25 protein-coding genes, 2 pseudogenes and 1 other annotated feature are annotated in these 21918 nt (G+C 41.4%); of the genes and pseudogenes, 17 read left to right on the top strand and 10 right to left on the bottom strand.

Annotation, left to right across the window (positions count from 1 at the left end; genetic code table 11):
* The first annotated feature begins 57 nt into the window (after positions 1-57).
* From CB4_RS15805 to CB4_RS15795, 4 genes are all read left to right on the top strand, one after another.
* The gene (locus tag CB4_RS15805; protein WP_231956041.1) at positions 58-822 is read left to right on the top strand and encodes a CPBP family intramembrane glutamic endopeptidase; all 765 of its coding nucleotides are present in this window, start codon (positions 58-60) and stop codon (positions 820-822) included.
* Between the two features lie 33 nt (positions 823-855).
* A complete protein-coding gene (locus CB4_RS21145; RefSeq protein WP_157738013.1) occupies positions 856-1008 on the top strand; it encodes a hypothetical protein in 153 nt (50 codons plus the stop codon).
* Between the two features lie 229 nt (positions 1009-1237).
* Complete coding sequence (locus tag CB4_RS15800) at positions 1238-1720, top strand: DUF2975 domain-containing protein (protein WP_096466716.1); 483 nt, start codon at positions 1238-1240, stop codon at positions 1718-1720.
* Between the two features lie 10 nt (positions 1721-1730).
* Positions 1731-1949 carry a helix-turn-helix domain-containing protein gene (locus CB4_RS15795; protein WP_028776701.1) on the top strand — a complete coding sequence of 73 codons (219 nt, stop codon included), beginning with the start codon at positions 1731-1733 and terminating at the stop codon, positions 1947-1949.
* Positions 1950-2058: 109 nt separating this feature from the next.
* On the opposite strand, the gene CB4_RS15790 is transcribed toward CB4_RS15795, so the two are convergent.
* Entirely contained in the window at positions 2059-2232 is a 174-nt protein-coding gene (locus tag CB4_RS15790) for a tyrosine-type recombinase/integrase (protein WP_096466714.1), read from the bottom strand.
* A 137-nt stretch (positions 2233-2369) separates the two neighbouring features.
* Here CB4_RS15790 and CB4_RS21905 point away from each other — a divergent pair, with 137 nt between their 5' ends.
* Positions 2370-2501, top strand: a complete 132-nt coding sequence (locus CB4_RS21905; protein WP_258365611.1) for a hypothetical protein — start codon at positions 2370-2372, stop codon at positions 2499-2501.
* Positions 2502-2895: 394 nt separating this feature from the next.
* Here CB4_RS21905 and CB4_RS15780 read toward each other — a convergent pair whose 3' ends face one another.
* Positions 2896-3705, bottom strand: coding sequence for a DUF5677 domain-containing protein (locus CB4_RS15780; RefSeq protein WP_096466711.1), 810 nt, complete (start codon positions 3703-3705; stop codon positions 2896-2898).
* 856 nt (positions 3706-4561) lie between these two features.
* On the opposite strand from CB4_RS15780, the gene CB4_RS21675 reads away from it, so the two are divergent.
* The 3 genes and pseudogenes from CB4_RS21675 to CB4_RS15765 all read left to right on the top strand — a co-directional run.
* On the top strand, positions 4562-4876 hold the full coding sequence (locus CB4_RS21675) for a hypothetical protein (RefSeq protein ID WP_231956040.1): 315 nt from the start codon (positions 4562-4564) through the stop codon (positions 4874-4876).
* A gap of 118 nt (positions 4877-4994) precedes the next feature.
* Positions 4995-5180, top strand: coding sequence for a transcription initiation factor IIE subunit beta family protein (locus CB4_RS15770; protein WP_096466707.1), 186 nt, complete (start codon positions 4995-4997; stop codon positions 5178-5180).
* A gap of 13 nt (positions 5181-5193) precedes the next feature.
* A pseudogene (locus CB4_RS15765) lies at positions 5194-5328 on the top strand (small, acid-soluble spore protein, alpha/beta type); the annotation flags it as partial.
* A gap of 216 nt (positions 5329-5544) precedes the next feature.
* On the opposite strand, the gene CB4_RS15760 reads toward CB4_RS15765, so the two are convergent.
* Together CB4_RS15760 and CB4_RS22075 are read right to left on the bottom strand one after the other, a co-directional pair.
* A complete protein-coding gene (locus CB4_RS15760) occupies positions 5545-5793 on the bottom strand; it encodes a glycine zipper 2TM domain-containing protein (protein ID WP_096466703.1) in 249 nt (82 codons plus the stop codon).
* 124 nt (positions 5794-5917) lie between these two features.
* Positions 5918-6226: an STAS domain-containing protein gene (locus tag CB4_RS22075; RefSeq protein WP_408607754.1), complete on the bottom strand. Its 309-nt coding sequence runs from the start codon at positions 6224-6226 to the stop codon at positions 5918-5920.
* 337 nt (positions 6227-6563) lie between these two features.
* Between CB4_RS22075 and CB4_RS15750 the strand changes: the two genes are divergently transcribed.
* Together CB4_RS15750 and CB4_RS15745 are read left to right on the top strand one after the other, a co-directional pair.
* A complete protein-coding gene (locus tag CB4_RS15750; protein ID WP_096466699.1) occupies positions 6564-6881 on the top strand; it encodes a hypothetical protein in 318 nt (105 codons plus the stop codon).
* Positions 6882-7023: 142 nt separating this feature from the next.
* Positions 7024-7256, top strand: a binding site (T-box leader).
* Between the two features lie 90 nt (positions 7257-7346).
* Positions 7347-8687, top strand: a complete 1341-nt coding sequence (locus CB4_RS15745) for an amino acid permease (RefSeq protein ID WP_096466698.1) — start codon at positions 7347-7349, stop codon at positions 8685-8687.
* A gap of 214 nt (positions 8688-8901) precedes the next feature.
* On the opposite strand, the gene CB4_RS21140 is transcribed toward CB4_RS15745, so the two are convergent.
* From CB4_RS21140 to CB4_RS15730, 3 genes are all read right to left on the bottom strand, one after another.
* Positions 8902-9210, bottom strand: a complete 309-nt coding sequence (locus CB4_RS21140; protein ID WP_110546201.1) for a hypothetical protein — start codon at positions 9208-9210, stop codon at positions 8902-8904.
* Between the two features lie 350 nt (positions 9211-9560).
* Positions 9561-10841 (bottom strand): ATP-binding protein, encoded by a 1281-nt coding sequence (locus tag CB4_RS15735; protein ID WP_231956039.1) that lies wholly within the window; start codon positions 10839-10841, stop codon positions 9561-9563.
* Between the two features lie 894 nt (positions 10842-11735).
* Positions 11736-12800, bottom strand: a complete 1065-nt coding sequence (locus CB4_RS15730) for a helix-turn-helix transcriptional regulator (RefSeq protein WP_096466696.1) — start codon at positions 12798-12800, stop codon at positions 11736-11738.
* Between the two features lie 97 nt (positions 12801-12897).
* Between CB4_RS15730 and CB4_RS15725 the strand changes: the two genes are divergently transcribed.
* The 7 genes from CB4_RS15725 to CB4_RS15700 all read left to right on the top strand — a co-directional run bounded on the left by CB4_RS15725 (position 12898) and on the right by CB4_RS15700 (position 18200).
* Positions 12898-13950 carry an ABC transporter substrate-binding protein gene (locus CB4_RS15725; RefSeq protein WP_231956038.1) on the top strand — a complete coding sequence of 351 codons (1053 nt, stop codon included), beginning with the start codon at positions 12898-12900 and terminating at the stop codon, positions 13948-13950.
* On the top strand, positions 13907-14707 hold the full coding sequence (locus tag CB4_RS15720) for an ABC transporter permease (protein WP_146226568.1): 801 nt from the start codon (positions 13907-13909) through the stop codon (positions 14705-14707). The genes CB4_RS15725 and CB4_RS15720 overlap by 44 nt, the downstream gene beginning before the upstream one ends.
* Entirely contained in the window at positions 14676-15401 is a 726-nt protein-coding gene (locus CB4_RS15715) for an ABC transporter ATP-binding protein (protein WP_096466693.1), read from the top strand. The genes CB4_RS15720 and CB4_RS15715 overlap by 32 nt, the downstream gene beginning before the upstream one ends.
* Positions 15398-16120: a class I SAM-dependent methyltransferase gene (locus CB4_RS15710; protein WP_096466692.1), complete on the top strand. Its 723-nt coding sequence runs from the start codon at positions 15398-15400 to the stop codon at positions 16118-16120. Before CB4_RS15715 ends, CB4_RS15710 begins: the two co-directional genes overlap by 4 nt.
* 31 nt (positions 16121-16151) lie before the next feature.
* Positions 16152-16310, top strand: coding sequence for a hypothetical protein (locus tag CB4_RS21130; RefSeq protein WP_157738012.1), 159 nt, complete (start codon positions 16152-16154; stop codon positions 16308-16310).
* A 357-nt stretch (positions 16311-16667) separates the two neighbouring features.
* Positions 16668-17753, top strand: coding sequence for a saccharopine dehydrogenase family protein (locus CB4_RS15705; RefSeq protein ID WP_096466691.1), 1086 nt, complete (start codon positions 16668-16670; stop codon positions 17751-17753).
* Between the two features lie 96 nt (positions 17754-17849).
* Entirely contained in the window at positions 17850-18200 is a 351-nt protein-coding gene (locus CB4_RS15700) for a GNAT family N-acetyltransferase (protein WP_157738011.1), read from the top strand.
* A 188-nt stretch (positions 18201-18388) separates the two neighbouring features.
* Here CB4_RS15700 and CB4_RS15695 read toward each other — a convergent pair.
* The 3 genes and pseudogenes from CB4_RS15695 to CB4_RS15680 form a co-directional block, all read right to left on the bottom strand.
* Positions 18389-18634, bottom strand: a pseudogene (locus tag CB4_RS15695) (IS66 family transposase); the annotation flags it as partial.
* A 1256-nt stretch (positions 18635-19890) separates the two neighbouring features.
* On the bottom strand, positions 19891-21021 hold the full coding sequence (locus CB4_RS15685; protein WP_096466687.1) for a site-specific integrase: 1131 nt from the start codon (positions 21019-21021) through the stop codon (positions 19891-19893).
* Positions 21022-21184: 163 nt separating this feature from the next.
* On the bottom strand, positions 21185-21721 hold the full coding sequence (locus CB4_RS15680; protein ID WP_096466686.1) for an ImmA/IrrE family metallo-endopeptidase: 537 nt from the start codon (positions 21719-21721) through the stop codon (positions 21185-21187).
* Positions 21722-21918: the final 197 nt, after the last annotated feature.

Here is a 21918-nt window from a genome sequence, read left to right as displayed (position 1 = left end):
AGACAGGGAGGGATAGTCATAGATAAGGGGCAGCTTAGAAATACTGTTCTTTTATTATTGTTTGTATCTCTTGTTGCTTTAGTTCAAACTAGTAATTATGTACTCCTAAGTATATGGGGAATCTTTTCAGCCATACTCTTTTTAACGCAAGGTAAAAGTGTTAGATTATTTATTCTCACTAGTATATTTTTTGGTATCGGATTCTTTTTATATTTATATGCTAGCTCTCATTGGTTTCTTAATGCCCACTCTAGAGAATTACATATATTCTTAAATAGATTGGCATTGCTTTTGATTCTTTTGCCGTTTTTAGGACTATCTCTTTTATATAAATCCCCACTCTTACATTATTGGAATAAGCCAAAATGGAACGAAATGATTCATTTTCCTCTCACATGGTCGGGTTTTCATCAAGTAAAAATAAAATATTTTCTACTTATAGCGTTAGCAATAAATATTGTCACATTTACACCATTTATGATTCGAAATGGATGGGGATTTATTCAAGATATTTGGTTAGTAGCAATTATATTTTCCATTACGAATGCAGTATTTGAAGAATTTATATGGAGAGGTGTATTACTAAGTCGTTTTTCAGAACAGTTGGGAGACAAGTGGGCAGTTATAATAACAAGTTTAGGATTTGGTTTACAACACTATTCACTTGGATTCTCTTGGGCTATGTGTATTACTTTTTCTATCGGTGGATTTTTTTATGGCGGTGTAACAGTTCAGTCTAAGAGCATTATCCCGGCTTTAATATGGCATATAACTTTTAATTTCCTGATGGTTTTTAGCGGTCTAATAATTTCAAATGTATAGGGTGAATGAAAGATTAATTTTATTGGAGGGAGAATGTTAGCAATGGGGATTATAGAAGTTGAACTCTTTGTTGTAACACTTCTTCTTTGGAATATAATGAAATTTATCCAATTGTTACAAAAGGATTCTAAAGAGAAGAACGAGCAAATTACTGAACTGCTAGAAAAGCAAAAAGGAAATAAATAAAACATGGATTTTGTTCAACTAACGGGCAGTTTTGTTGAACAAGTTGTAAATTTAACATTTTAAAGTAAGAGCATTTCTTTGTAATGAGAAATGCTTTTTATTTTTTGCTTAAAATAAAAAGGATATTCGATTAACAATAATAATATAATAAAAAACGATATGAATTTATTGTGAAACGATAAATTGTGTGTTAAAGTCATTTTGTAATTAAATTAGTGAGGTGCTTTTTATGAAACAAGTTAAGACATTGTTTTTAAAGCTAGCTGTTATTTTTATAGGAATCCCAGTTCTTGCATTGTGCATATTTTTGGTGCCTAAGATCGGGAATTTTGCTGGAGAATTGTATCCAGATATTGCTTATATGAAATCTCTCGTTTTAATCGATATGTACGCGGCAGCGATACCTTTTTACTTTGCTCTGTATCAAGCTTTTAAACTTTTAAGCTATATTGATAAGAACCAAGCGTTCTCGGAATTATCGGTAAAGGCTTTAAAGAATATAAAATACTGTGCCATCACGATCAGTACCTTGTACCTGCTAGGTATGCCACTCTACTATCTCATGGCGGAAAGAGTTGACCCTCCAGGTATCATACCAATCGGATTGGTCATTATTTTCGCCTCTATGGTGATCGCCGTTTTTGCTGCTGTTCTCCAAAGACTTTTACAAGAAGCTATTAATATGAAATCAGAAAATGATTTAACGATCTGAGGTGAATATCATGGCGATTATCATCAATGTTGATGTGATGTTGGCAAAAAGGAAAATGAGCGTAACAGAACTTTCGGAGAGGGTTGGAATTACTATGGCCAATCTTTCCATTCTGAAAAATGGGAAAGCAAAAGCGGTTCGTTTTTCAACATTAGAAGCGATATGTAAGACTTTGGATTGTCAGCCAGGTGATATTTTGGAGTACAAAAGCGACGAAGACACTCAATAAAAACAGACAACAAATTTATTTAACTAACGGGATTCAATAGTTCAATAAAAGAGAAGTTCTATCTATAGGAAGCCCTACTGTATTTAAACAACAAGGCTTTTTTTCTTCATTACATATTCCGTAACGCTTGCACCATCTCAGCGTGTGAAGGGTCAACATATATCTTAGTTGTTTCAATGGATTCGTGCCGCGCTAGTTTGCATATCACTTCAAGCGAAACTCCTGCATTGGCAAGATTCTTACAAAACGAATGGTGGAAACGATGTGGTGTGATATTCTCCATACTGGCAAGCTATAATCACACATTTTGGTTGTATGAAGATGTACATAAAGAAAAATTTCTGTTATAAGCAGGGATATAAGTCAAAACTCTTTAATGATTCATCCAAGATGCTTTTCCTAAAAACGATGGATTTATTCATGAGTATAAAAGCAATCATTATCAGTATTATCATTAGTGTTATCACAAGCGTGGCAGGCTCAGCGATTTGGAGTTTAGCATCAGAGTATGAGTATGAAGTAACATTCCATATGGAGAAGGAGAAAAAATAAGTCGCTCATGTAGTGGCTTTTTTAATTCAAGATAGGAAGCGGATGCTGCAACACGTTATATGAGCCACCAGATGAAATCAGACTTTTATCGAGAGAATGAGGATAAGGATACCGCATAAATACTGGGTTTCTGGATGATGGATTTTAAGATGAGGGGGGTGGTTTGTACCTTTTGGGTAATTTTATATCCATAGAAACCTGATAGCACTTCTATAGACAGACTATGGAGTGAATTTAGAAGCGATAACGAAGGGAAAAGACGGTAGCGGTCCTACCGCCATATCACCATACTATTAAGAGAGTTTTGTCGGTAGTTCCATATACGTTAATATCACTTATTAGATATTGATTAACATACGTTGAATATTATTTATTCAGGGGATAATTGGTTATGTTATTGTTCATTGACCTGTTGAAAAAGTATTGTTTGAAATTTGCCTCTCATGTTATTCCAGGATTCAAAGGTAGTTATTAACTCTTCAAATACAGGAATTTTAATGAAAATACAAGTACGACTTATCAGTCTCATCATAATATCTATACAATAAAATAAAAGTTCACCCTCTAGCCTTCTTGAAGAATCATCTAAATGATTAAAGATAAACTTTCCATCTTTAAAAGAGCCATAGACAGTAAAATTGATAGGGTTGAAGTGAATATAGGGGTTATATTTAGTAAATATGATTTCATACAATCTTGTATTATTGGTTTTTTTGGCTAATTCATTTATTTGGTTAAAGAAAAATGGCTTTTTAAATTTTGTATTCTTTAAACGACGAATATAGGTGACTTCTTGTTTTCTGACTTTTTCATTGTTGCTGTAATTTATTTTGGAAATTCTTAGTATTTTATTTAACTGCTTATTCTTAATTTCATCGTATTCTTTTAATATAGTCTGTTTATCAGTTTTCTCATCAGTAAAATAGCAAAAGTGAATATAACATTCTGCCATTATCCGTAAAAAAGGAAATGCCTCGATATATGCATGCTTGAAATTACTTGTAACTTCACTTTGCACGAGTTCATCCACAGCAATAAAACTTCTTCTGCATTTTAAGTAAGCATAGAAGAATAGTATTCCCATTTTGGAATCTTTAGCGATCTCATGATATTCTTTACTTTGCTCTACTTTATATGAGAGGGCATCAACTTCGTGTAAAAAATTTTTTAATGTTAGTATTGTTTCTTGTATTTGTACTGACATATTAAATCCCTCCTAAGTAATTTTAATATATTATTGATATACTCGGAAAACTACTAGTTTTTCATATAGAAATTTTGTTTTTTGGGAAACGATGATAAAAGAGGGGGTTTTGAAGATATTTCCTACTAAACAATGTGGTGTCCTGCTAAGTAGAAGAATTGTATAAATATCCTATCATAAATATTATGTGAATTTTTGTGAAAGTTAATTTAACAGAAATGCCTAAGTTAATTACCATAAAGCATTTAGTGGATATATTTTATTTGGAGAAAATCACCGTAACTTAATGGGATAGATATTAGAAGAACACCCTTATGATAAAGGGTGTTTTAAATTATGATGTAAATCTTATGTTCAAAACTAACTGTGTGTTTATGTATTGTTCGGTGAGCCATATCATAGATTATTTTGCTAACAGAAATCAACAGTTCAATAAACTCCTAAAAAAGAAAAAGACATCCGTAAAGGATGCCAGTGGAAAGTGGTAGGATAACATGTGATTACATTTTAATACGGTGAGCAGAATAGGTAAATGGGTTGACCGGATTCTTCATGTAAACGATACGATTCCTACATAAAATCAACATTTTAACGTAATAGCCGATCGAGAAAGAGAAAAGATACGCTGGGTACGGAAGAAGTGGAACGAGAAGGTTTCTCTATTCTTTTCAACTAATGCCCCGTTTAGTTAAAAAACTATGGTTTAAAGTTCATTATTTTTTGCTTAAATTCATCCAAAACATTTAATTTAGATACCCTTGTTTTTCTTGAAATAACCTGCCCGATTGAACAAGAGCTACAGTATTTCGATAAATGCAAATGTAAAATATGATAATGCTTTTCCTAATGATGCAGGGTGGGAGAAGACAAGCAAAAGAAATTTGTTGAAAGAGACAGCTTTATAAATAAAGTTCAGTTCAAAAAAACCACTTGTCTTAATAAGCTAGTAAGGAAAAGGGGGTTGCTGAACATGAATTTTAGACCATTAGCTCGTTTGCAGGTCGGTGTTATAACTCAACAAGAATTAATGAATAAAGTGGCCGAGATAAAAAAGCAGTATGCAGCTATGGTACAAGAAAAAGATATCTATGTAGAAGCGCAGCCTATCGGAGAAGTGTGCAGGAATAGTTCGTCAAAGCGTTATGAGCTTGTTGTTTGCTTTAAAGACTAGAAACAATCTATATGGGAAGCTTATAAGCGAAGGGGCCGTTCTGAGAGGAGCGGTCTTTTGTTTTGTACATGTATATTTTTTCATTGTACATAATAAATAAAGAAATGGAGGGATAAGCATGAAAGAAAAAGTTATTACGTATCTAAAAGAACAAGAAGTTCCAAAAAGTCGCGAAGAAATTGCAAAGGCAACAGGGATGAGCGATGAAGAAATAATGCCTACTGTTGATGAATTACTCAAAGCTTACAAAATTGAGCTGGTTGGGACTGAAAGTGAAAAATATGTAGTTAGGCAAAAACATTAGATTATAGTTGCAGGAAATAGCTTCTGAGTTCGGTGGGCAGCTCGGACCGGATACAACTTCTCGCCAGAACGGTTCTGTCGGTGGCGAGATCACCAAGCGCTTGGTTCAGATGGCAGAGCAGCAACTAAGTGGCAAATACGTGCAATAATCTTTAGCCTCCCGCTCATCCGGGAGGCTTATTTATTGAGATTATTTAAGATGGAATATCGGTTACAAGTCGATGAGTAAGATCGGATATTACTCCCTAAAGAAATAAGAAGAGCCCGGCGCGGTCCTCAGTGAAGTTTTTGCCCCAATAAATAAGCGAGGGTGCAGGATGGCACCTGCTTTCCCTCACTCGTAGATGGTACTAGCGCTGTTTATTCTATTCGGTTTGGTCTTTGGTGTCAGCATCATGCGCGTTTTTCACGTCGTTGTCGGTACCATCAACACCCTCACCCGCCTGGTTACCTAAGGCTCCGCCAGCGATGGCACCTGCAACGGTGCCAAGCGGCCCGAAAAGGGAACCCACAGCAGCGCCCGCAACACCACCGCCCAAGGTTCCTACAGTCTCACTAATGTCGTTGCTATTCGTGTTGGTCTCGTTCCGATTGCGATCGTTGTTTTCAGCCATTTAGCTCGCTCCCTCGTTTTATGATAAGGGAAGCACTGTTTTGCTAGCGCAGTCCCAGAACATATTTTGCCCAACCGAGACAGATTTACGCACTTATGGAAGGGGGTGGAGATAATTAGCTTGATTAGTGGTGTAGCTGCACTCTATTGTAAATAAAAGATAAGGTATGCTGGTGAGTGTTCGGACAAAACTGGGAATCGATCAGAAAGTCAAGTTCACATATCTTAAATATTTTTGCAACATGGTTTGATACACCTATAAACGCAACAGTCGCTCGCTTAGTTTTTATTTGAGAAACCCAATCAGTCAAGCAGGAAATTCCTGTCGTATCAACAAAGAAAACGCAGCTCATGTCAATATAGACCTTTGCATTAGGTTTTATATTTTTTGGTGTAAATAAATCTCTATAAGATTGTACCGTAGTAAAAACCATGTCTTTTTGTATCTCAAAAAAGATGGTATCGTTTTCCTCTGTTCTTTTTATCATTATCTATTCACACTCGCTTTTTATTTGTATTAATTATACATTTTTTTCTTCAATAAAAAGGGAGTTAATGAAAAATTCACAAAATACATATATTGTATTTGTAGACAATGGAAACATTATTTTTATCGTAAGTAAGAGTGGAATTTAGAATAATATGTGAATATTTTCACTAACAAGTAAAATTTTACTTATTATATGAGATAATAAAGGTGTAATAGAAAAATATATAGCCATATTCACCAGTTTGTAGTTTTTTCTACCAATTAAACAGGGGGGAGTAAGGATGCAAAGGTTTCACCAACTGTACGAGGGTCGAGAATTTACTAATAAAACAGAGATGATCTTTACACTTCTTCACGAAGCAAATGAACAAATCATTCGCATTGATATAGGAGAACTGCCAAATGGCATAGATGAGCGTAATGAAGCGAAGTTTCGCCTCCTTCATATTCAAAGTTGCTTTGGTTCATGTATTCCTCAAGAATATCGAGATATTTATAACTCCCTTTGGAGTCAGATGTATCGTCTGGAATATCAGGTAGGGTACCGTCATCCTCATCTTAAAGAACTATTAGAAAATCTGCTAGCCCAGAAGATTTGATAAACAAGTCGTCGATAAAAATAAATTGAAAAACAGGGCGATGTGAATAAGTTTTAAAGTGTTGACAGGATCTCGAAAAACGTTCTATAATACGCTTTATAGTTTATGGATATAATAATTAGTTTTATATACAACTCAAGATAAATAAGCTAGGAAGGGTTTTTAGTAGTGTTTATCTCCCTGTTTTAGAGAGCTGATGGATGGTGAAAATCAGTACACAGGTAAACATGAATTTCGATCCCGGAGCATCTTTTTCGTAGTAAAGGAACATTCTTTTATGAAGGGAAAGACGGTCATATGATCGTTATCAAAACAAAGAAGTAGACGATGTTTGTCTGTAATTAGGGTGGTACCGCGGTAAAGATCGCCCCTATCGTGAATGTGATAGGGGCGATCTTTTTATTTTAAAAAGAACTTGCCCTCTAACTTACTTACATATATTATTTCAAAACAAAGGAGCGAATAATGGAATCAAATCATGAAACACTGCAGAAGAAATTGTTGCCACGGCATATACGTTTAATGGCAATGGGAGGAGCAATAGGGACTGGTATTTTTAAGGGGAGCGCTGAGACAGTTTCGTTAGCGGGACCAGGCGTGGTCGTTTCCTATATATTTGCAGGACTATTACTTCTCGTTGTGATGGGAGCCATTGCAGAAATGACAATGGTATATCCGAACATGAACATGAAGGACTTTATTTATCAAGCATTCGGCAAGCGGGTATCGTTTGTGATTGGCTGGTTGTACTGCTTCATGTGGCTGGCTGTCTGTATTATTGAGGTCATTGTGGCAGGGAGTTTCTTGCAATACTGGTTTCCGTTCATTCCGCTTTGGGTGCTAAGCTTAAGCTGTGCAGCTTTGATCATTGTAATCAATACAATGAATGTAAAGAAGTATGGAGAATTTGAGTTTTGGCTTTCCGGAATTAAGATTGCTATGATTATTGTTTTTATAATATTAGGAATATCGATTTTATTCGGGGTTATCCCGAGTGCTGAGTCGCATTATATGGGGAATTATGTAGCAAACGGTGGCTTCTTTCCGAATGGATGGATGGGAATATTTTCAGCCCTGCTTATTGTTATGTTTTCGTATGGTGGTTCTGAACTCATTGGGCTAACGATAACGGAAACAGAAGATGCAGAACGTGTTTTGCCTTCTGTTATCAAGGGGCTAGTGTTACGAATTGTACTTTTTTATACCCTTCCTATTATGATAATCTGCGGATTGATTCCATGGGATAAGCTTAGTGATCAGACAAGCCCGTTTGTTCAAGTATTGTCAACTGCAGGTATGCAGGGTTCCGCTCATTTTATGAATTTTATTTTAATTACCGCCGTCTTATCCGCAGCTAACTCGGGGATATACGGTTGTACACGAATGCTGCATTCTTTAGCAGCAGGGGGAGAAGCACCGAAGGCTTTTGCTTATGTATCTAAAAAAGGTGTGCCGCTGTATAGTTTACTATTTAGCGCCGTTATATTAATCGGTGGCTCGATGATCGCCTATGTGGCACAGGAGAAAGTATTTGGTTTATTAATGGCGGTTCCTGGTTTTGTTGTATCGCTAGTATGGATTAGTATTTGCCTGGCACAGTTAAAGCTTCGAAATACGTATCCAAAAGTTCCTGGTTTTAAAGTATGGGGATTCCCGTATGTAACAATATTTACGGTTATTTCACTCAGTATTATTTGTTTGTCCTTTGTATTCAGTGAGGAAAATCGAGTGAGTGTGATTGGCTGTATAAGTGTAGTAGCTTTTTTAGTAGTGTTCTCTGTTTTTAAATTCAGAAAAGCGAGATAGATTTTGGCAAAAGCGGTAGAAGAAATGCACCCTCTTTAATCAATAATATTGTTGTGGTAAGAACGCTGTTTAACACATTTACAGGCTGTTTACTAAGTGTCGGAAGAACATCTATTCGCTTTCGATGTCCTTGACATATTTGACATAACGGTGCATTTATTAGACAAAATAAGAAATCCCTACCCCCATTTTTATTGGGAGGTAGGTTTTTTTGTTAAGATGCTCCGTATTGCTGAGAGTATTCTGGAAGTTGAGGCGTTTGTGGATAAGCTGTCATTTGTTGATATGGGTACATCTGTGAAGATGCATTAGTGTAAGGCGCCATTTGCTGCGTTGGGTACATGCCACCTGGCGAATCTTCTCGAAAAGGGAAAAACGGACTGAAAAAGGGGCTGAAGAAAAACGGACTGAAAAAGAAAGGACTGAAAAAAGGAGGTCTTCCAAATCCGTGCCCAAATCCAAAGGGACCGCCAAATCCGAATCCATGCCCAAATCCAAAGTGATGCCCAAATTGTCGTTCCATGTACTCTCCTCCATTAATTATATAGTTATTTGACTATGCCATAGTATGATCTTTCTTATTAATGTGTTTACATTTAAAGGGGAAATGGGCTTGTCTACACATACTAAACAAACAACCTGGTAGCCCCATAAGCACACGCATCCCTAGATGTGATGAAGTATGAGATTGCAGCTGAGCTCGGCGTGTAGCTCGGACCAGGTACAATCTCTCGTCAGAACGGTTCTGTAGGTAGGGGGGCCTCTGCCACCATCCGCCTCGTACCGTAAAGTAAATTAATTAGAAAATATCACCAAATTAAATCGTACTTGATATTTCGACATTCGTTCATCGTAAAAATAAAGACGAGCTACCTAGCATAGTAGCTCGTCTTTATTACTTGCGGGAAGGATAATAGAAAAACACGTCCCTTTTCCTTTTTCACTTGTTACGCTTATTCTTCCGTTTAATCCCTCGACAATTCGATAAGAGATCATGGTACCCAGCCCAGTCCCTTTCTTTTTTGTTGAATAAAATGGCATGCCCAGTTGACTGGTTTCTTCGGGGGTCATCCCTATCCCTGTATCACGAATTTCAATTACAAGATCGTTGTTTTTTCTCTCCACATGAATCCGTAATACCCCATTCCCCTCTATCGCTTCAATCCCATTTTTCATGATATTAATTAGACATTGCTTTATTTTGACCGGATCAGCAGACAAATAGAGAGGGGATGGGACTGCACTCTGTATTTCTACGTTTTTCAATAACCCAAAAGGTTCAATAATCATAATGACTTCACGAACAAGTTCTCCCATTTCGATTTGTGTCTTTGCCTCTTCTTCTGGTTTAGCAAGCGACAAATATTCCGTAATAATCGATTCTACTCTGCTTAACTCTTCAGCCACGAGCTGCAAATACTCTTCTCTTTTATTTTCGGGAATCTGATTTTTGATAAATAGCTGGGTGAACCCTTGTATAACCGTAATAGGATTGCGGATCTCATGCGCCATAGCAGCCGCAAGTTCACCGACGATATACATTTTTTCCGCTCGTTGAATTTCTTGTCTTATTCTTTTATTTTTAATCATTTCTTCTATTAAATAAATGGATATCCACATTGTCAGCATGTTGATAATAATGTAGATGAAAAAAAATTCAAGAAGAGCATTTGTAACTGTATTGGCTTTATGTATTTGATCCCATATTGCAAATGCAGAAAAAGTAACAGAATAGCTGAAAGACAAGAGAACCCCAAAAATAATTTTTCCTCTTCTGAAATATGCCACATAAAACGCTTTCAAGAAAATTAATAGAGGAATGAATATAAAATATACAGTGACCGAAGCGTAAAACCCGTCCCCTCCTAAATAATACCGATAACCAATATAGACGATACTAACAAAAAACAAGCTTCTATATCCACCGTAAAAAAGACTTAAAAAGATTGGAATAAATCGCAAATCATAAATATATCCTTCAAAAAAATGAAAAGGAAACGTCATACATAAAACAACAGCTATTGCAGCCAGTAACGAAATGAATAATGTATTGTGTACTTCCGTCTCCCTCTTATCAGACCAACTTACTTGATATAAAAGAATAGAGGCAATAATAATAAGTGTGTTTAATAATAATGCGTGGATTCCAATCATATATGCCCCTCTCATCTCTTATATTCACTGCAACGATTATATTTCAGATATTAAAATAAATATAATATAATTGTTGTAAAAATTAAATATAATTACAAAAGTAATGGCAGAAGAAAATACATACTCAGAGAATCAAGAAGACTTACTAAAACATTTATATAGACAGTCTTTCGACACAGTTTTAAGGCTGCCCGCTTTACGCCTCCACCTTACATGGGAAACATCTGTTTTTTGCTTGCCAGCAAACCGTTTATGTTTTTGCTGTGTAACGATGAAACGACCTTTGATTTCCGGCGAGACGTTTGCTTAGGCGAACTGAAAGTGATAAAAATCTCCAGACCCTCCTAGTTGGTGCAATCTTCTTCAAATCATTGTAAGTGATTTGCTGAATGGAGCATTTTTGAATCTTGATATGCAGCTAGAATCGAAGAGTCTCCCACGCTAAAGGAGGCTCTTTGCTATGTCTAGAATTGAGCAACAGATTATTTGAGCAGGCGTGGAGCTGTGACTCTTCATATCGAGGCCTTACATGGATGGGTTCCTTTGCAACACCGACGAATAATCAAACACCATATAGAGCACCTTCGTTATTTGGAGAACGGCATTCGGAGTTGCAGCAGGAAAAAATTCCGGGTGCTATTTATACAATGACCTGCTTTTGTGAGTCCATTTTCTTTATATCACCATGACATTAGGCGAATCCAGATCACAAAACAGTGGTGGTGACGAAAACAAAAAGCCACTGTTTCGATGGTTCCGAATTCACCGTCAGTTAAAGTGACTGATAACAAAATATGCATTCCGTCTGTTGCACAAGTGAACAAAGTGACAAATTATGATATCGATTATGTTTGAATATAGATGGTATTTATAAAAGGCGCATTTTTTTGTCCGTTATACAACACCGAAGCGTGAAAACAATCGCCAGACGAGCTCCCTGCGGCTTGTTACTCCCGTTTTGACAAAAATGGATTTAATATGATCCTGCACAGTATAGGCGGAAATATGAAGCGAAAGCGCGAGCTCCTTGGTGGACATGCCCTTGATGAGTGCATCAAGTATCTGTTTTTCGCGTTCGCTGAGCTCGCAGGCTTCAGCTAGGAGGCGCAGCGTATCTGCCGGCCCGGCCGTCTCAAATGATACGGCAAGCCGCGGAGCGTGTTCTAATCCGTGTAATTTGCTCGCGCGAATCGTCAAATAGGGATATCCGGGAAGATGGACGCAAGATTTCGCTGGTGACGTCGTCGTAGACACCGACAATGCTCGGAAGCAGGCTGTCCTTACAGGTCTTGGGAGTACGGCTCCGCCGATGCGTTCCCATTTGCGCAGCCGGGATAGCCAGCGGTCTGCGACCTCGTTGGCTGATAGGGTGCCGAGTCTTTCGTCTAGCACCAGAATACCGAGCTCCACCTCTGATTCCGCTTCGATTTCAGCAGGAATTGCGAAGCTGGATCTGCGTAAACGTAAAGCAATGACTGGCACGAGAGAAGCGATGAAAACACGCTCTTCTTCAGTGAATAACGGGCGTCCGAAGCGGCGGAACAACGTCAAATATCCCCAGCATACCCCTTTGTACATCAGTGCAGCCCTCAATTCATCGCTAAAACCAGCAGGGGAGAGCACATTCCTGTAACGTGCGCTTCTCGTCAGCTGGCCTTCTGTCGCTCCGCTTAATGTTGCGGTCGGATCGACTGCCTTCACCAATTGGTGATAAGGAATGTAATCTTCCCTAAAGTAATCGTATTCAAACAGGCTATCGTGGATGCTTTCAACTTCCTCATCAGTCAGAGCACCCGTGGAAAGTAACGATTCGGGATCGACGGTAGTGCAGCATGCGGCATCGAATGGGACAGCCTGACGAAGCAGCTTTACAAGTGTCCTTCTGTATGTATATGAACAACCTTTTCCCTTGGAAAGCTTCAACAGTGTAGTTCTGACGGTTTCCATTTTTGTATGCATATTCAGCCTCCTCGCGTCTTCAGTATCACGGGCTGTATCAACAAATCCCAGATTTAAGGGATGGCGCCCATGCTGGTTTTTTTTATAATTGATAATAGTGATTATCATTATAAATAATAAATATGGAGTTGGAAAGATGATGATAGGTTTATTGGATTTCTATCAACGTGCTCGGATTGGATGGATCATAGGTTTGGCGGTGTGCATGATGGTCGCGGGTTGCTCCAATAGCAGCATAGCCCGGTCAGGAGAGAAAGCCGCAATTGGAGGTGCGGCGGAGCAGGGGAGCGTCGTGCTGCTAAGTCCGCGCGTACCTGCGATCATACCGGCCATGTTCGTCTCACAGCAGTCTAATGCGCAAGTGAAGATCAAGATAGAAATGTGGGATACGTTCGAGCAGTTGCTCTCCCACGTTCAGCAGGGCGATGCACCGTTTGTAGTCGCCTCCCTGAGCGTCGGTGCCAATATGCACGCCAAGGGTCTGCCGCTTCAGCTGCTGGAGGTCGATACATGGGGCTCGATGTACCTAGTCTCGGTCGATTCAAAAGTCCGCAAGCTGGCCGATTTACAGGACGAGACGGTGTATGTTCCTGGACAGGGAGGGCCAGCCGAAATATTGACAAGATTCCTGCTGAGACAGGAGGGATTGGAGCAGCGCGTGAAGCTAGTTGCCGGGACAGTGCCAGACATTATGCAGCAGTTGGCGGCAGGCAAGATCCGCCATGCCGTCCTGCCTGAGCCAGTCATTGGCGGATTGCGCGCAAAGCTGGGAGAAACGCTGCATGAAGTGGTCGACTATCAGCAGGTTTGGCGAGGCATTTTCAGCGAGGATCTGCCCCAGTCGGGCATTTTCGTTCACAGTGGCTGGGCAAAGAGTCACAAGAAAGAAGTTGCGCAATTCCGTAAATTGTACCGAGAAGCGTTGGCTCGTACCAAGGATGGTTCGGATGAGGTATTGAAGCCGGCTGCTGAGAAGCTCGGCCTGTCCGAGGAGGCACTGCGGTTGGCGCTGCCGAAGATCACCTTGAATGGTAAGGACGCGACAGAAGCCCGGTCCGAAGTGGAGCGGTACTTTAATATTCTGCTCAAGATGAACCCGGATTCGATTGGAGGCAAGCTGCCAGATGAAGATTTTTACTACCATTTATAAAAAATGGCCGGGTTGCTATTCGTATCTGATGTTGATCACTCTCTGGATAGGGATCGCCGCCGTCTATCCGCTCGTTCTAGTCCCAGGCCCGTTTGAATCGCTATGTGCGCTGTTCAATCTTGCTGTAGCAGGGCAACTGTGGGCGCCGCTCGCGCTTACCTTTCTTCGTTTTGCTGCGGGGTTTGCTGTTGCTTTTTTGCTGGGTGCCGGTCTGGGAGTGTGGGCGGGATCGCAGCAGTATGTATACAAGCTGATTCAACCGGCTGTGTCCTTACTACAAGCAGTGCCGCCTGTCTCCTGGATGCTGCTGGCTATCCTGTGGCTGGGGACAAACGGCGGCACGCAAGTGTTCGTCGTATCCATTGCGCTCTTCCCGGTCTTCTTTTTTAATTCGGTACAGGGTATCCGACGGGTGCCGCGGGATCTGTTGGAGATGGCAACGGTATTCCATATTGGGCGTGCAAGACAGGTCAGAGATATTATCTGGCCCGCGCTGCTGCCTTTCTGGTCCGCTGCGTTCGCTATCAATATCGGCACGGGCTGGAAGACAGTCGTCATGTCCGAGTTGATCAGCAGCCAGACCGGGATTGGCGCGGCCATGAACACGGCCAGAGTCTATTTGAAGACGGAGGAAGTCATGGGTTGGACGCTGCTTGTGGCGTTGCTCGGGATGGGGTTGGAAGGACTGGTGCGTGCATCTGCATCGGGAAGGAGGGGGAAACCACATGCGCTTCGAACGAATCAGCATGATGTATAACAGTGGTCGGCGCATATTTGAAAACTTCTCGTTAGAACTGAAAGCAGGCCGAATCACGTGTATCATGGGGGCTTCCGGCACCGGTAAGACAACGCTTTTGCGCTTGGTCGCAGGGCTGGAGCAGCCGATAGTCGGGCGCATCGACCGCAACGAATCAGAGCGCATCGGCATGGTGTTTCAGGAACCACGTCTACTGCCTCACAAGACCGCTTTAGAAAATGTGCTCTGGACAACCGAACTGATCGCAACAGCGGATACGACCCGTGACGCGCAATCCATGCTGGAGGAGGCGGGACTGGGCGATGCGCTTCACTTCTATCCGGGGCAGCTAAGCGGCGGCATGAGGCAGCGAGTCGCACTGGTCAGGGCGTTTGCTTTTCGGCCGACGCTTTTGCTGATGGATGAACCGTTTCAGAGTCTGGACGCCGCTGCAAGAAGGAGTATGCACGATCTGCTGTTGAACTTGTGGCGCAGAGATAGACCGACTGTTTTGCTAGCCACGCACGATTGCGAAGAAGCGACGACGCTCGGTTCCCGCATCGTTCTGCTTGCTGGGACGCCTGCTCGTATCGAATTCGAATTGGAGACGGTGGACAGTGCTTGCGGACCGAAATATGCCGCATCCGAGCTCGTGCAATTAAAACAACATATTGACGGACAGACTGTTCGTCACAAGGAGGAGACGATAAGATGACAGACATAAACGAACATGGGCCCCGCAATTGGGAGCATCCGGACGTGTACCAATATGAAAAAACGATTCCGCTGAAAATCCCAGGCTATGAGTACCTTTATGAGTTAACAAATCGATTGCTGAACATACACAGAGAGAGCAAGAGTGCAGCAGCGGATATTCTGATCGTCGGCGCAGGTGGTGGTCAGGAGTGCGTAGCGCTCGGCGCAGCACATGGCGAGAGGAGATTTACGGGGGTTGATCCTTCTGCGCGTATGCTGGAGATTGCCGAGCTACGGGCGGAGAAAGCTGGCATGAAGGATCGGGTGACGTTGATTCAAGGGTCGGTCGAATGCCTTCCGTCCGACCGACTTTATGATGCGGCGACTTGCATGCTTGTGTTGCATTTCATACAGGGGTTGCCTGCCAAGCGGAATATACTGCATCAGATTGCAGAACGACTGAAGCCAGGAGCACCGCTGTTCCTCTCCTCAATCAACGGGGAGCCGGGTACGTCCGCTTTTGACCTGCAAATGCGGACCTGGGTGAGGCATATGCAAGATAACGGCGTATCCCCGGAGGAGACCGACAGATTTATGGCCTCTTTTGGCTCCGTGTACGATCCGGTTCCCGCGGCGCAGGTTCTGGAACTGCTGAAAGAGGCGGGGTTTGAACAATCCGCTTCTTACTTTGGTTCTTATCTCATTGACGCCTGGGTGGCAATCCGGATAAAGGAGTGATATAGAAATGGTTCGCGTATTGTAGGATTATTTGAAGCGGCGATCTACGATTGTCGGAATCGTGACGGCTGTGATGTTCCAGGTTATTTTTGCTGTCGCCTGGATGACGGATTATGACGGAGTTACGGGAGCAGACAGGCTGAAGCAGTTGGAAGTGGGCATTGTTATAACTGAATTGATGCAGACTTAGTAAGATGATTCTTCTCCCGCAGGTATTTCGATACCCCAGGGCATGCCGAAATTGTTCTGGAGGATAACGCCGAAGCTGCCGTTGTGTATATTGACAGCACTATCGCCAAAGGAACCATTCTCGTCGATGCCTGAACTGATCCGCTCGGCTACGGACTGTCGGATACGACGACAGTCCGTAGAATAGGGACTTAGCTAACAGATTTATTATGAAGAGCATGTTGGATCGATTGAAGGAAGTTTTAACACGTAACGCAGGCATGGTTTTAGGGGCCGGGCTGGGGCTTGTGGTGCTCGGACTTAATATCTGACCAGGAAAAACAGGAAAACAATTTATATAAACGGGGAGGGAAACGCTATGAAGAATCATATCGTGGTAGTAGGCGGATACGGTCATGTGGGAAGAATGATTTGCAGAGATTTGGGGGAGTTATACCCGGGTAAAGTGTTTGCGGCGGGAAGAAACTTTAGTCGTGCTGAGCAATTCAGTCGCACAACCAACGGGAAGATAAGGCCTTTACAGCTGAATATCAATGAGACAGTCGATCCGGATATTTTGAAAGACGTCAAGCTCGTCGTGATGTGTCTGGATCAGACCGATCCTGCATTTGCTCGAACTTGTTTCAAAAGCGGAATACATTACGTGGATGTTTCTGCGAACGGTTCGTTTCTTTCACAATTGGAAGGATTTCATGAGGAAGCCGCTGCGAATCATGCAACAGCAGTACTGAGTGTTGGACTTGCTCCGGGGCTGACAAACCTGCTGGCTCTTCGAGCTAAAAATCTGATGGATCAGACGGATAAGATAGACATATTCATTATGCTGGGATTGGGTGATAAGCATGGAAAAGCCGCTATCGAATGGACAGTCGATAATCTGAGCACGGATTTCGTATCTATAAAAGATGGAAGCAGGGTTGTAGTAACGAGCTTCAAGGACGGAAAAAAAACGGATTTTGGATCAGAACTGGGGCATAGAAAGGCATATCGGTTCAATTTTTCGGATCAGCATACACTTACGCGAACGCTTGGTGTACCATTGGTTTCAACGCGTCTCTGTTTTGATTCGGCTTTGGTGACCGGTTCGCTGGCGATGCTAAAAACATCGGGAATATTTCGTTTATTGAAGTTAAAGCCGATTCGTAATGCTGTCACTTATTTGTTCGGTAAGATTCAATTTGGAAAAGAAATTTACGTGGTAAAAATCGAAGCGCTGGGGAAAAGGAGTCGACAGGATGTTGTGGTCGAGTGCTTAGTACAGGGAACAAACGAAGCCGACATTACCGCAAAGGTTGCCGTATCTGTGGCAGATACGGTTTACCGCTCGGAATTATCACATGGCGTATATCATATTGATCAGTTATTTAGATTAGAAAACATACTTCCTGCTATTCCTTCAGAGGTTGCCATTGAAACACGTATCAATGGTCAGAGGGTTTGTTGACTATTCGCTTGTCAAACGATTTTTCTATCAAGCGCTGAGCGATAACCGGGATCACTGCGATTAGCGGTTCAGAAAGAAGCAATCCGGTGGGGAATCGTGTTGAAAGAAACGAGTGAGCTTGTTGGTAGCTGCGGCTACAATAACTGGATCAAAGAGGAAGGACACCGGGGAGAAATCGGATATGACCTAGGAAAAGAATACTGGGGTCAAGGAATCGCGGCAGAGGTTTTGGAAGCTATGCTGGACTATGGTTTTACGGAGATGAAGTTAAACCGTGTAGAAGCCTTGGTGGAGCCAGAGAATATAGCATCGATCAAGATGCTGAAGAGAATCGGATTCCAAAAGGAAGGGTTGTTGAGGGACTATCAGTTTGTAAAGGGTAAGTTTATTGATCTGGAAATGCATTCTCTGTTAAAAAGAGACCGTATGATTCAGGACACGAAGTAACACTTGTTAAAGAAATCGTGGAAATATCACCATTATGGTTGAACCAATAATAATTAAAAGGGATGAATTGTTTTGATAAATCTTATAGTGTATGATGATCTTTCTTTATTGTAACTGTTCAGCCTGTTACGACCTTGTTTGCTAGACAGCACAAATAGAGATAATTCCTTACGGAACTACCTCCGGTATTATTCTGGGAAAAAGGAAAGGGATTGTCCGGTAACGGCACGCTCCAGAGTCTGTAATACGTTGCGTCCTTGCTTCCGGGCGGTCGAAATCAATCCACGAAGACGACAAAACGTTTGTGGACCGTGCTCACTTCGGAATGTTCCCGAAATCTTTTGTTTGATTTTGGCCATGCGCACATCTCGTTCTGCCTGATTGTTGTCAAACGGAACCAGAGGATTTGTCAGAAAAGCCAACACACTACTCTTTATTTCTGTTTTATGGAGTGTACTCACATTAGCACATAAAGCGGAAATCATGACACCATCAATAGAAAAATCACCAGAGCAAAAACATATTAATCTCTATGAAGCAAGAGCAAATGCTGCTAATGTATGGGCAGAACAAATGAAAGTGAATGTTAAATAACTAGTGGGAGTCTACGTATAAATGCCTTTCTATGTGGGGATTTAAGACTACAAATCACCAAGAATAACCACATAGGAGGAATTTATCTATGCCACAACAACAAAGTCAAAACAGAAATAATAACAACCTGGTTGCACCACAAGCACACCAGGAACACAAACATACGATAGACTATACAGGATACAGTCAAAAACCTCCCAGATGAGCGGGAGGTTTGCTTTAATTTTTATCATTCTGTAGTGGTGTGGTTTCAGATGTATGATTAAGAAATAAGACAATCGCGCTGCCCGTTTGGGTGGTAGAGATTTCTTATTAATTTAGGATGGGTAATTTACCGATCCTATCTACTTCGTGGCCGTATTTCTCTAGATAATTCATCTTCTCCTTCTTTTCATTAGGACGCCATCCCCAACACATCCCATGACTTGGTTTTTCTTCAAGCATCTTTAATTCTTCAAGGAATAAACAATTATTCCCCCCGTTACTCCACCAGCAATTTGTACACTTTCTAGTATCCATCAATACCCAACCCTTTTTAATGTTATTAATTACCTTATAGATATTATTAGTATATTTCACCCATATTTTAAGTGATATTAGTCACATTGATCTATGAGTTCAAGGGCATAAATATGTCTAAAGGATTACAATTTAAGAAATGATTGATTATTGGAGGGGGAGCTAGTATTTTTAGTCATGAAAACACCCGCAAATGTCTAGTATCCAAACGCACAATGAATCCTATGAGGGGTATACAGTCAAAAGCCTCCCGGATAGTGGGAGGCTAGATGTGATAAAAAGGAAATAAGACCACCTCACTGCCTAGTTAGGGTAGTGGAGATTTGTTTGATGAGATTTCCGAGAAACTAGGGATCGGTAGGATGGTAAGAGGATGGAAAGAAAAGAATACAAAAAGAGCCAGTCCGAAAGGAATCGAACAGGCTCTTTTTTCGCGTTTTCGTTACTGTAAACGCACTTCCGTTATAGCAGAATTCTATTCTTCTACAATAGTACGCAAACCGTGAAAACCCTTATAAATCAAGGCTTTTTTACTCTCTACAACTCGGTTTGACCACATTTTGACCACATTTAAAAATTAGGAAGAAGAAGGGCGTTTCTGTAACGTGGCCTCCAGTTTATTGGCTAGATCGCGTTGCATGTTAGGCAATACGTGCGAGTAGGTGTCCAGGGTAATGCTAATATTGTTATGTCCCAAGCGTTCGGATATAATTTTTGGATTTTCCCCAAGCTGCATCAAAATGGTAGCGTGTGTATGGCGCAGGTCATGAAAGCGGATGGACGGTAACTCTGCTTTTTTTGTCCAGTGCTTAAACCAGCGAGTAAGCTCAGACGGATCAACAGGTGTACCGATATCGTGTGCAATAACCAAATCATGTTCTTGATGTCGAGTTCCCATTCGCAACTTTACTTCCTGCTGGCGTAGCTTATGACGGCGCAGGGCCGTAGAGACGGATGTCGGAAACGTAATGGTGCGGCGGGAGCCTTTCGTTTTGGGTTCCTGGATAATCAGTTTGTGAGCCCCACGGTAAATTGTTTGTCTCACGCTCAGAATACCGTTTTCGATGTCTACATCCTGCCAGCGTAATCCTAAAATCTCACCACGCCGCATGCCAGTCCAAATTCCCAGTAGATAGGCAAGATGAAATCTGCACTCTTTAGTAACCTCCAGAAAGTGTTGTATTTGGTCGATGTTCCACACTTTCATTTCTTTGGATGACTTGCGCGGGGGCTTTACCAGGGTGGCGACATTCTTTTCGATTAGCCCCCATTCGTATGCAATTCGTAGTGCCTTGTTTAAAAGACAATGAATCGTATGCACATAACTTCCGGAAAGCCCAGCTTCCAGTTTATCTGTATAGAACTTCTGAATATGATGGGGTTTGATATCGCGAAGAAGTATCGGCCCGAATGCAGGTAATAAATGCTTTTCTAGCATAAAGGTTTGTGTTTCGAGTGTGGTAGCTCGTACGCTTTGTTTTTGCATCTCCATGAACTGTTTCATGAATTCGGCAAAGCTATCTTTTGAGTATGCTTGGTAGCTTCCATTTTCGATTTTTAAGATGAGTTCAGCACATGCTTTCTCTGCTTCTTTTTTAGTCTTGAATCCCGACATGGTTTTTTGCTTACGTTTCCCGGTCTCATGATCGCGACCAATATCCAGTGTGAATGACCACTTTTCTCCCCGTTTACGAAAATATCCTTTCATTCAGGTAGCCCCCTTCCTTGTCGTTATCATAGCAAAAGCATGCTCAGAAATAGTGGAGATGGGAAGCATGTCCCGATCCATCCTGTTTCTTTCGTAATTTGTCCCATTCTGTAGCGTATAGCTTGGGCAATACGTAGCTTTCAAAGTGTCAGATAGGACGACTCTAGCCCGAATAGACGTATGAGCGATTCTGTTGGCATCGCCATTTTGCTTCCTGCTCCAGCCAGTATCGATTCCAGATTCGTCGGCGGATGTCCTTTAGGCGATTTATGACATACTGGTATGGAACTTCAAACAACTCTACCAAGTCCCAGGGAGACGATAGGAGATATGGCTCAAGCTGACGCAGCATAAAGGCAGGCATCATGGCGAAGCGTAAGAAGCGACGGATATCTCGCTCCATAAGCTGGCGCTGCGCATCTGACATGGCAAGCTGATCGCCTTCATGGACTAAGACATGCCCGAATTCATGAAAGAATGTTTGCTTATACGCAAAGCCCGTTAGCCCTTTTGTTAGAAAAATAACTCGTTTGTTTTCACTCCACATACATTTTGGTTCAAGGAACCAATAACGTAGGTCGATGGAAAAGGTACGCATAAGGTTCTCGATGCGTAAATCCCAGGGGTGGAGAATACCGTGGCTTCTGTATATGTCCTCGACTGTCCCCTCGATCATGTTTGGTCGGTAATACTCCCACATTTCTGCGAGACCTCCTTTTTGAGAACTTATGTTCGGTTTAAGGGTAAAAAAGAAGGCCGATGAAATCGGCGATGATGTATGTGTCTATTATATACCAAATATATCGTGTTTTTACAATATATTTGGATAAGAGAGGAAAAGAAGAGAAAGGATTGCGGGTACACTTGCACACCCTTCACCCACGTTTTTGACTATAT

This window comes from Aneurinibacillus soli, from assembly GCF_002355375.1.
Taxonomy (GTDB): domain Bacteria; phylum Bacillota; class Bacilli; order Aneurinibacillales; family Aneurinibacillaceae; genus Aneurinibacillus; species Aneurinibacillus soli.
The sequence above is the reverse complement of the archived record's forward strand: the minus strand, read 5'-3'. Positions and strand labels throughout refer to the sequence as shown.

What these genes read in the sequence shown, in the direction of transcription:
- CB4_RS15680 (WP_096466686.1), bottom strand. Translation starts at nt 21,721, where the DNA reads ATGTGGGAGTATTACCGACCAAACATGATCGAGGGGACAGTCGAGGAC.
- CB4_RS15800 (WP_096466716.1), top strand. Translation starts at nt 1,238, where the DNA reads ATGAAACAAGTTAAGACATTGTTTTTAAAGCTAGCTGTTATTTTTATA.
- CB4_RS15750 (WP_096466699.1), top strand. Translation starts at nt 6,564, where the DNA reads ATGCAAAGGTTTCACCAACTGTACGAGGGTCGAGAATTTACTAATAAA.
- CB4_RS21145 (WP_157738013.1), top strand. Translation starts at nt 856, where the DNA reads ATGTTAGCAATGGGGATTATAGAAGTTGAACTCTTTGTTGTAACACTT.
- CB4_RS15790 (WP_096466714.1), bottom strand. Translation starts at nt 2,232, where the DNA reads ATGGAGAATATCACACCACATCGTTTCCACCATTCGTTTTGTAAGAAT.
- CB4_RS15780 (WP_096466711.1), bottom strand. Translation starts at nt 3,705, where the DNA reads ATGTCAGTACAAATACAAGAAACAATACTAACATTAAAAAATTTTTTA.
- CB4_RS22075 (WP_408607754.1), bottom strand. Translation starts at nt 6,226, where the DNA reads ATGGTTTTTACTACGGTACAATCTTATAGAGATTTATTTACACCAAAA.
- CB4_RS15760 (WP_096466703.1), bottom strand. Translation starts at nt 5,793, where the DNA reads ATGGCTGAAAACAACGATCGCAATCGGAACGAGACCAACACGAATAGC.
- CB4_RS15715 (WP_096466693.1), top strand. Translation starts at nt 14,676, where the DNA reads ATGCGCTTCGAACGAATCAGCATGATGTATAACAGTGGTCGGCGCATA.
- CB4_RS15710 (WP_096466692.1), top strand. Translation starts at nt 15,398, where the DNA reads ATGACAGACATAAACGAACATGGGCCCCGCAATTGGGAGCATCCGGAC.
- CB4_RS21905 (WP_258365611.1), top strand. Translation starts at nt 2,370, where the DNA reads ATGAGTATAAAAGCAATCATTATCAGTATTATCATTAGTGTTATCACA.
- CB4_RS15770 (WP_096466707.1), top strand. Translation starts at nt 4,995, where the DNA reads ATGAAAGAAAAAGTTATTACGTATCTAAAAGAACAAGAAGTTCCAAAA.
- CB4_RS15730 (WP_096466696.1), bottom strand. Translation starts at nt 12,800, where the DNA reads ATGCATACAAAAATGGAAACCGTCAGAACTACACTGTTGAAGCTTTCC.
- CB4_RS21140 (WP_110546201.1), bottom strand. Translation starts at nt 9,210, where the DNA reads ATGGAACGACAATTTGGGCATCACTTTGGATTTGGGCATGGATTCGGA.
- CB4_RS15745 (WP_096466698.1), top strand. Translation starts at nt 7,347, where the DNA reads ATGGAATCAAATCATGAAACACTGCAGAAGAAATTGTTGCCACGGCAT.
- CB4_RS15685 (WP_096466687.1), bottom strand. Translation starts at nt 21,021, where the DNA reads ATGAAAGGATATTTTCGTAAACGGGGAGAAAAGTGGTCATTCACACTG.
- CB4_RS15735 (WP_231956039.1), bottom strand. Translation starts at nt 10,841, where the DNA reads ATGATTGGAATCCACGCATTATTATTAAACACACTTATTATTATTGCC.
- CB4_RS15795 (WP_028776701.1), top strand. Translation starts at nt 1,731, where the DNA reads ATGGCGATTATCATCAATGTTGATGTGATGTTGGCAAAAAGGAAAATG.
- CB4_RS15705 (WP_096466691.1), top strand. Translation starts at nt 16,668, where the DNA reads ATGAAGAATCATATCGTGGTAGTAGGCGGATACGGTCATGTGGGAAGA.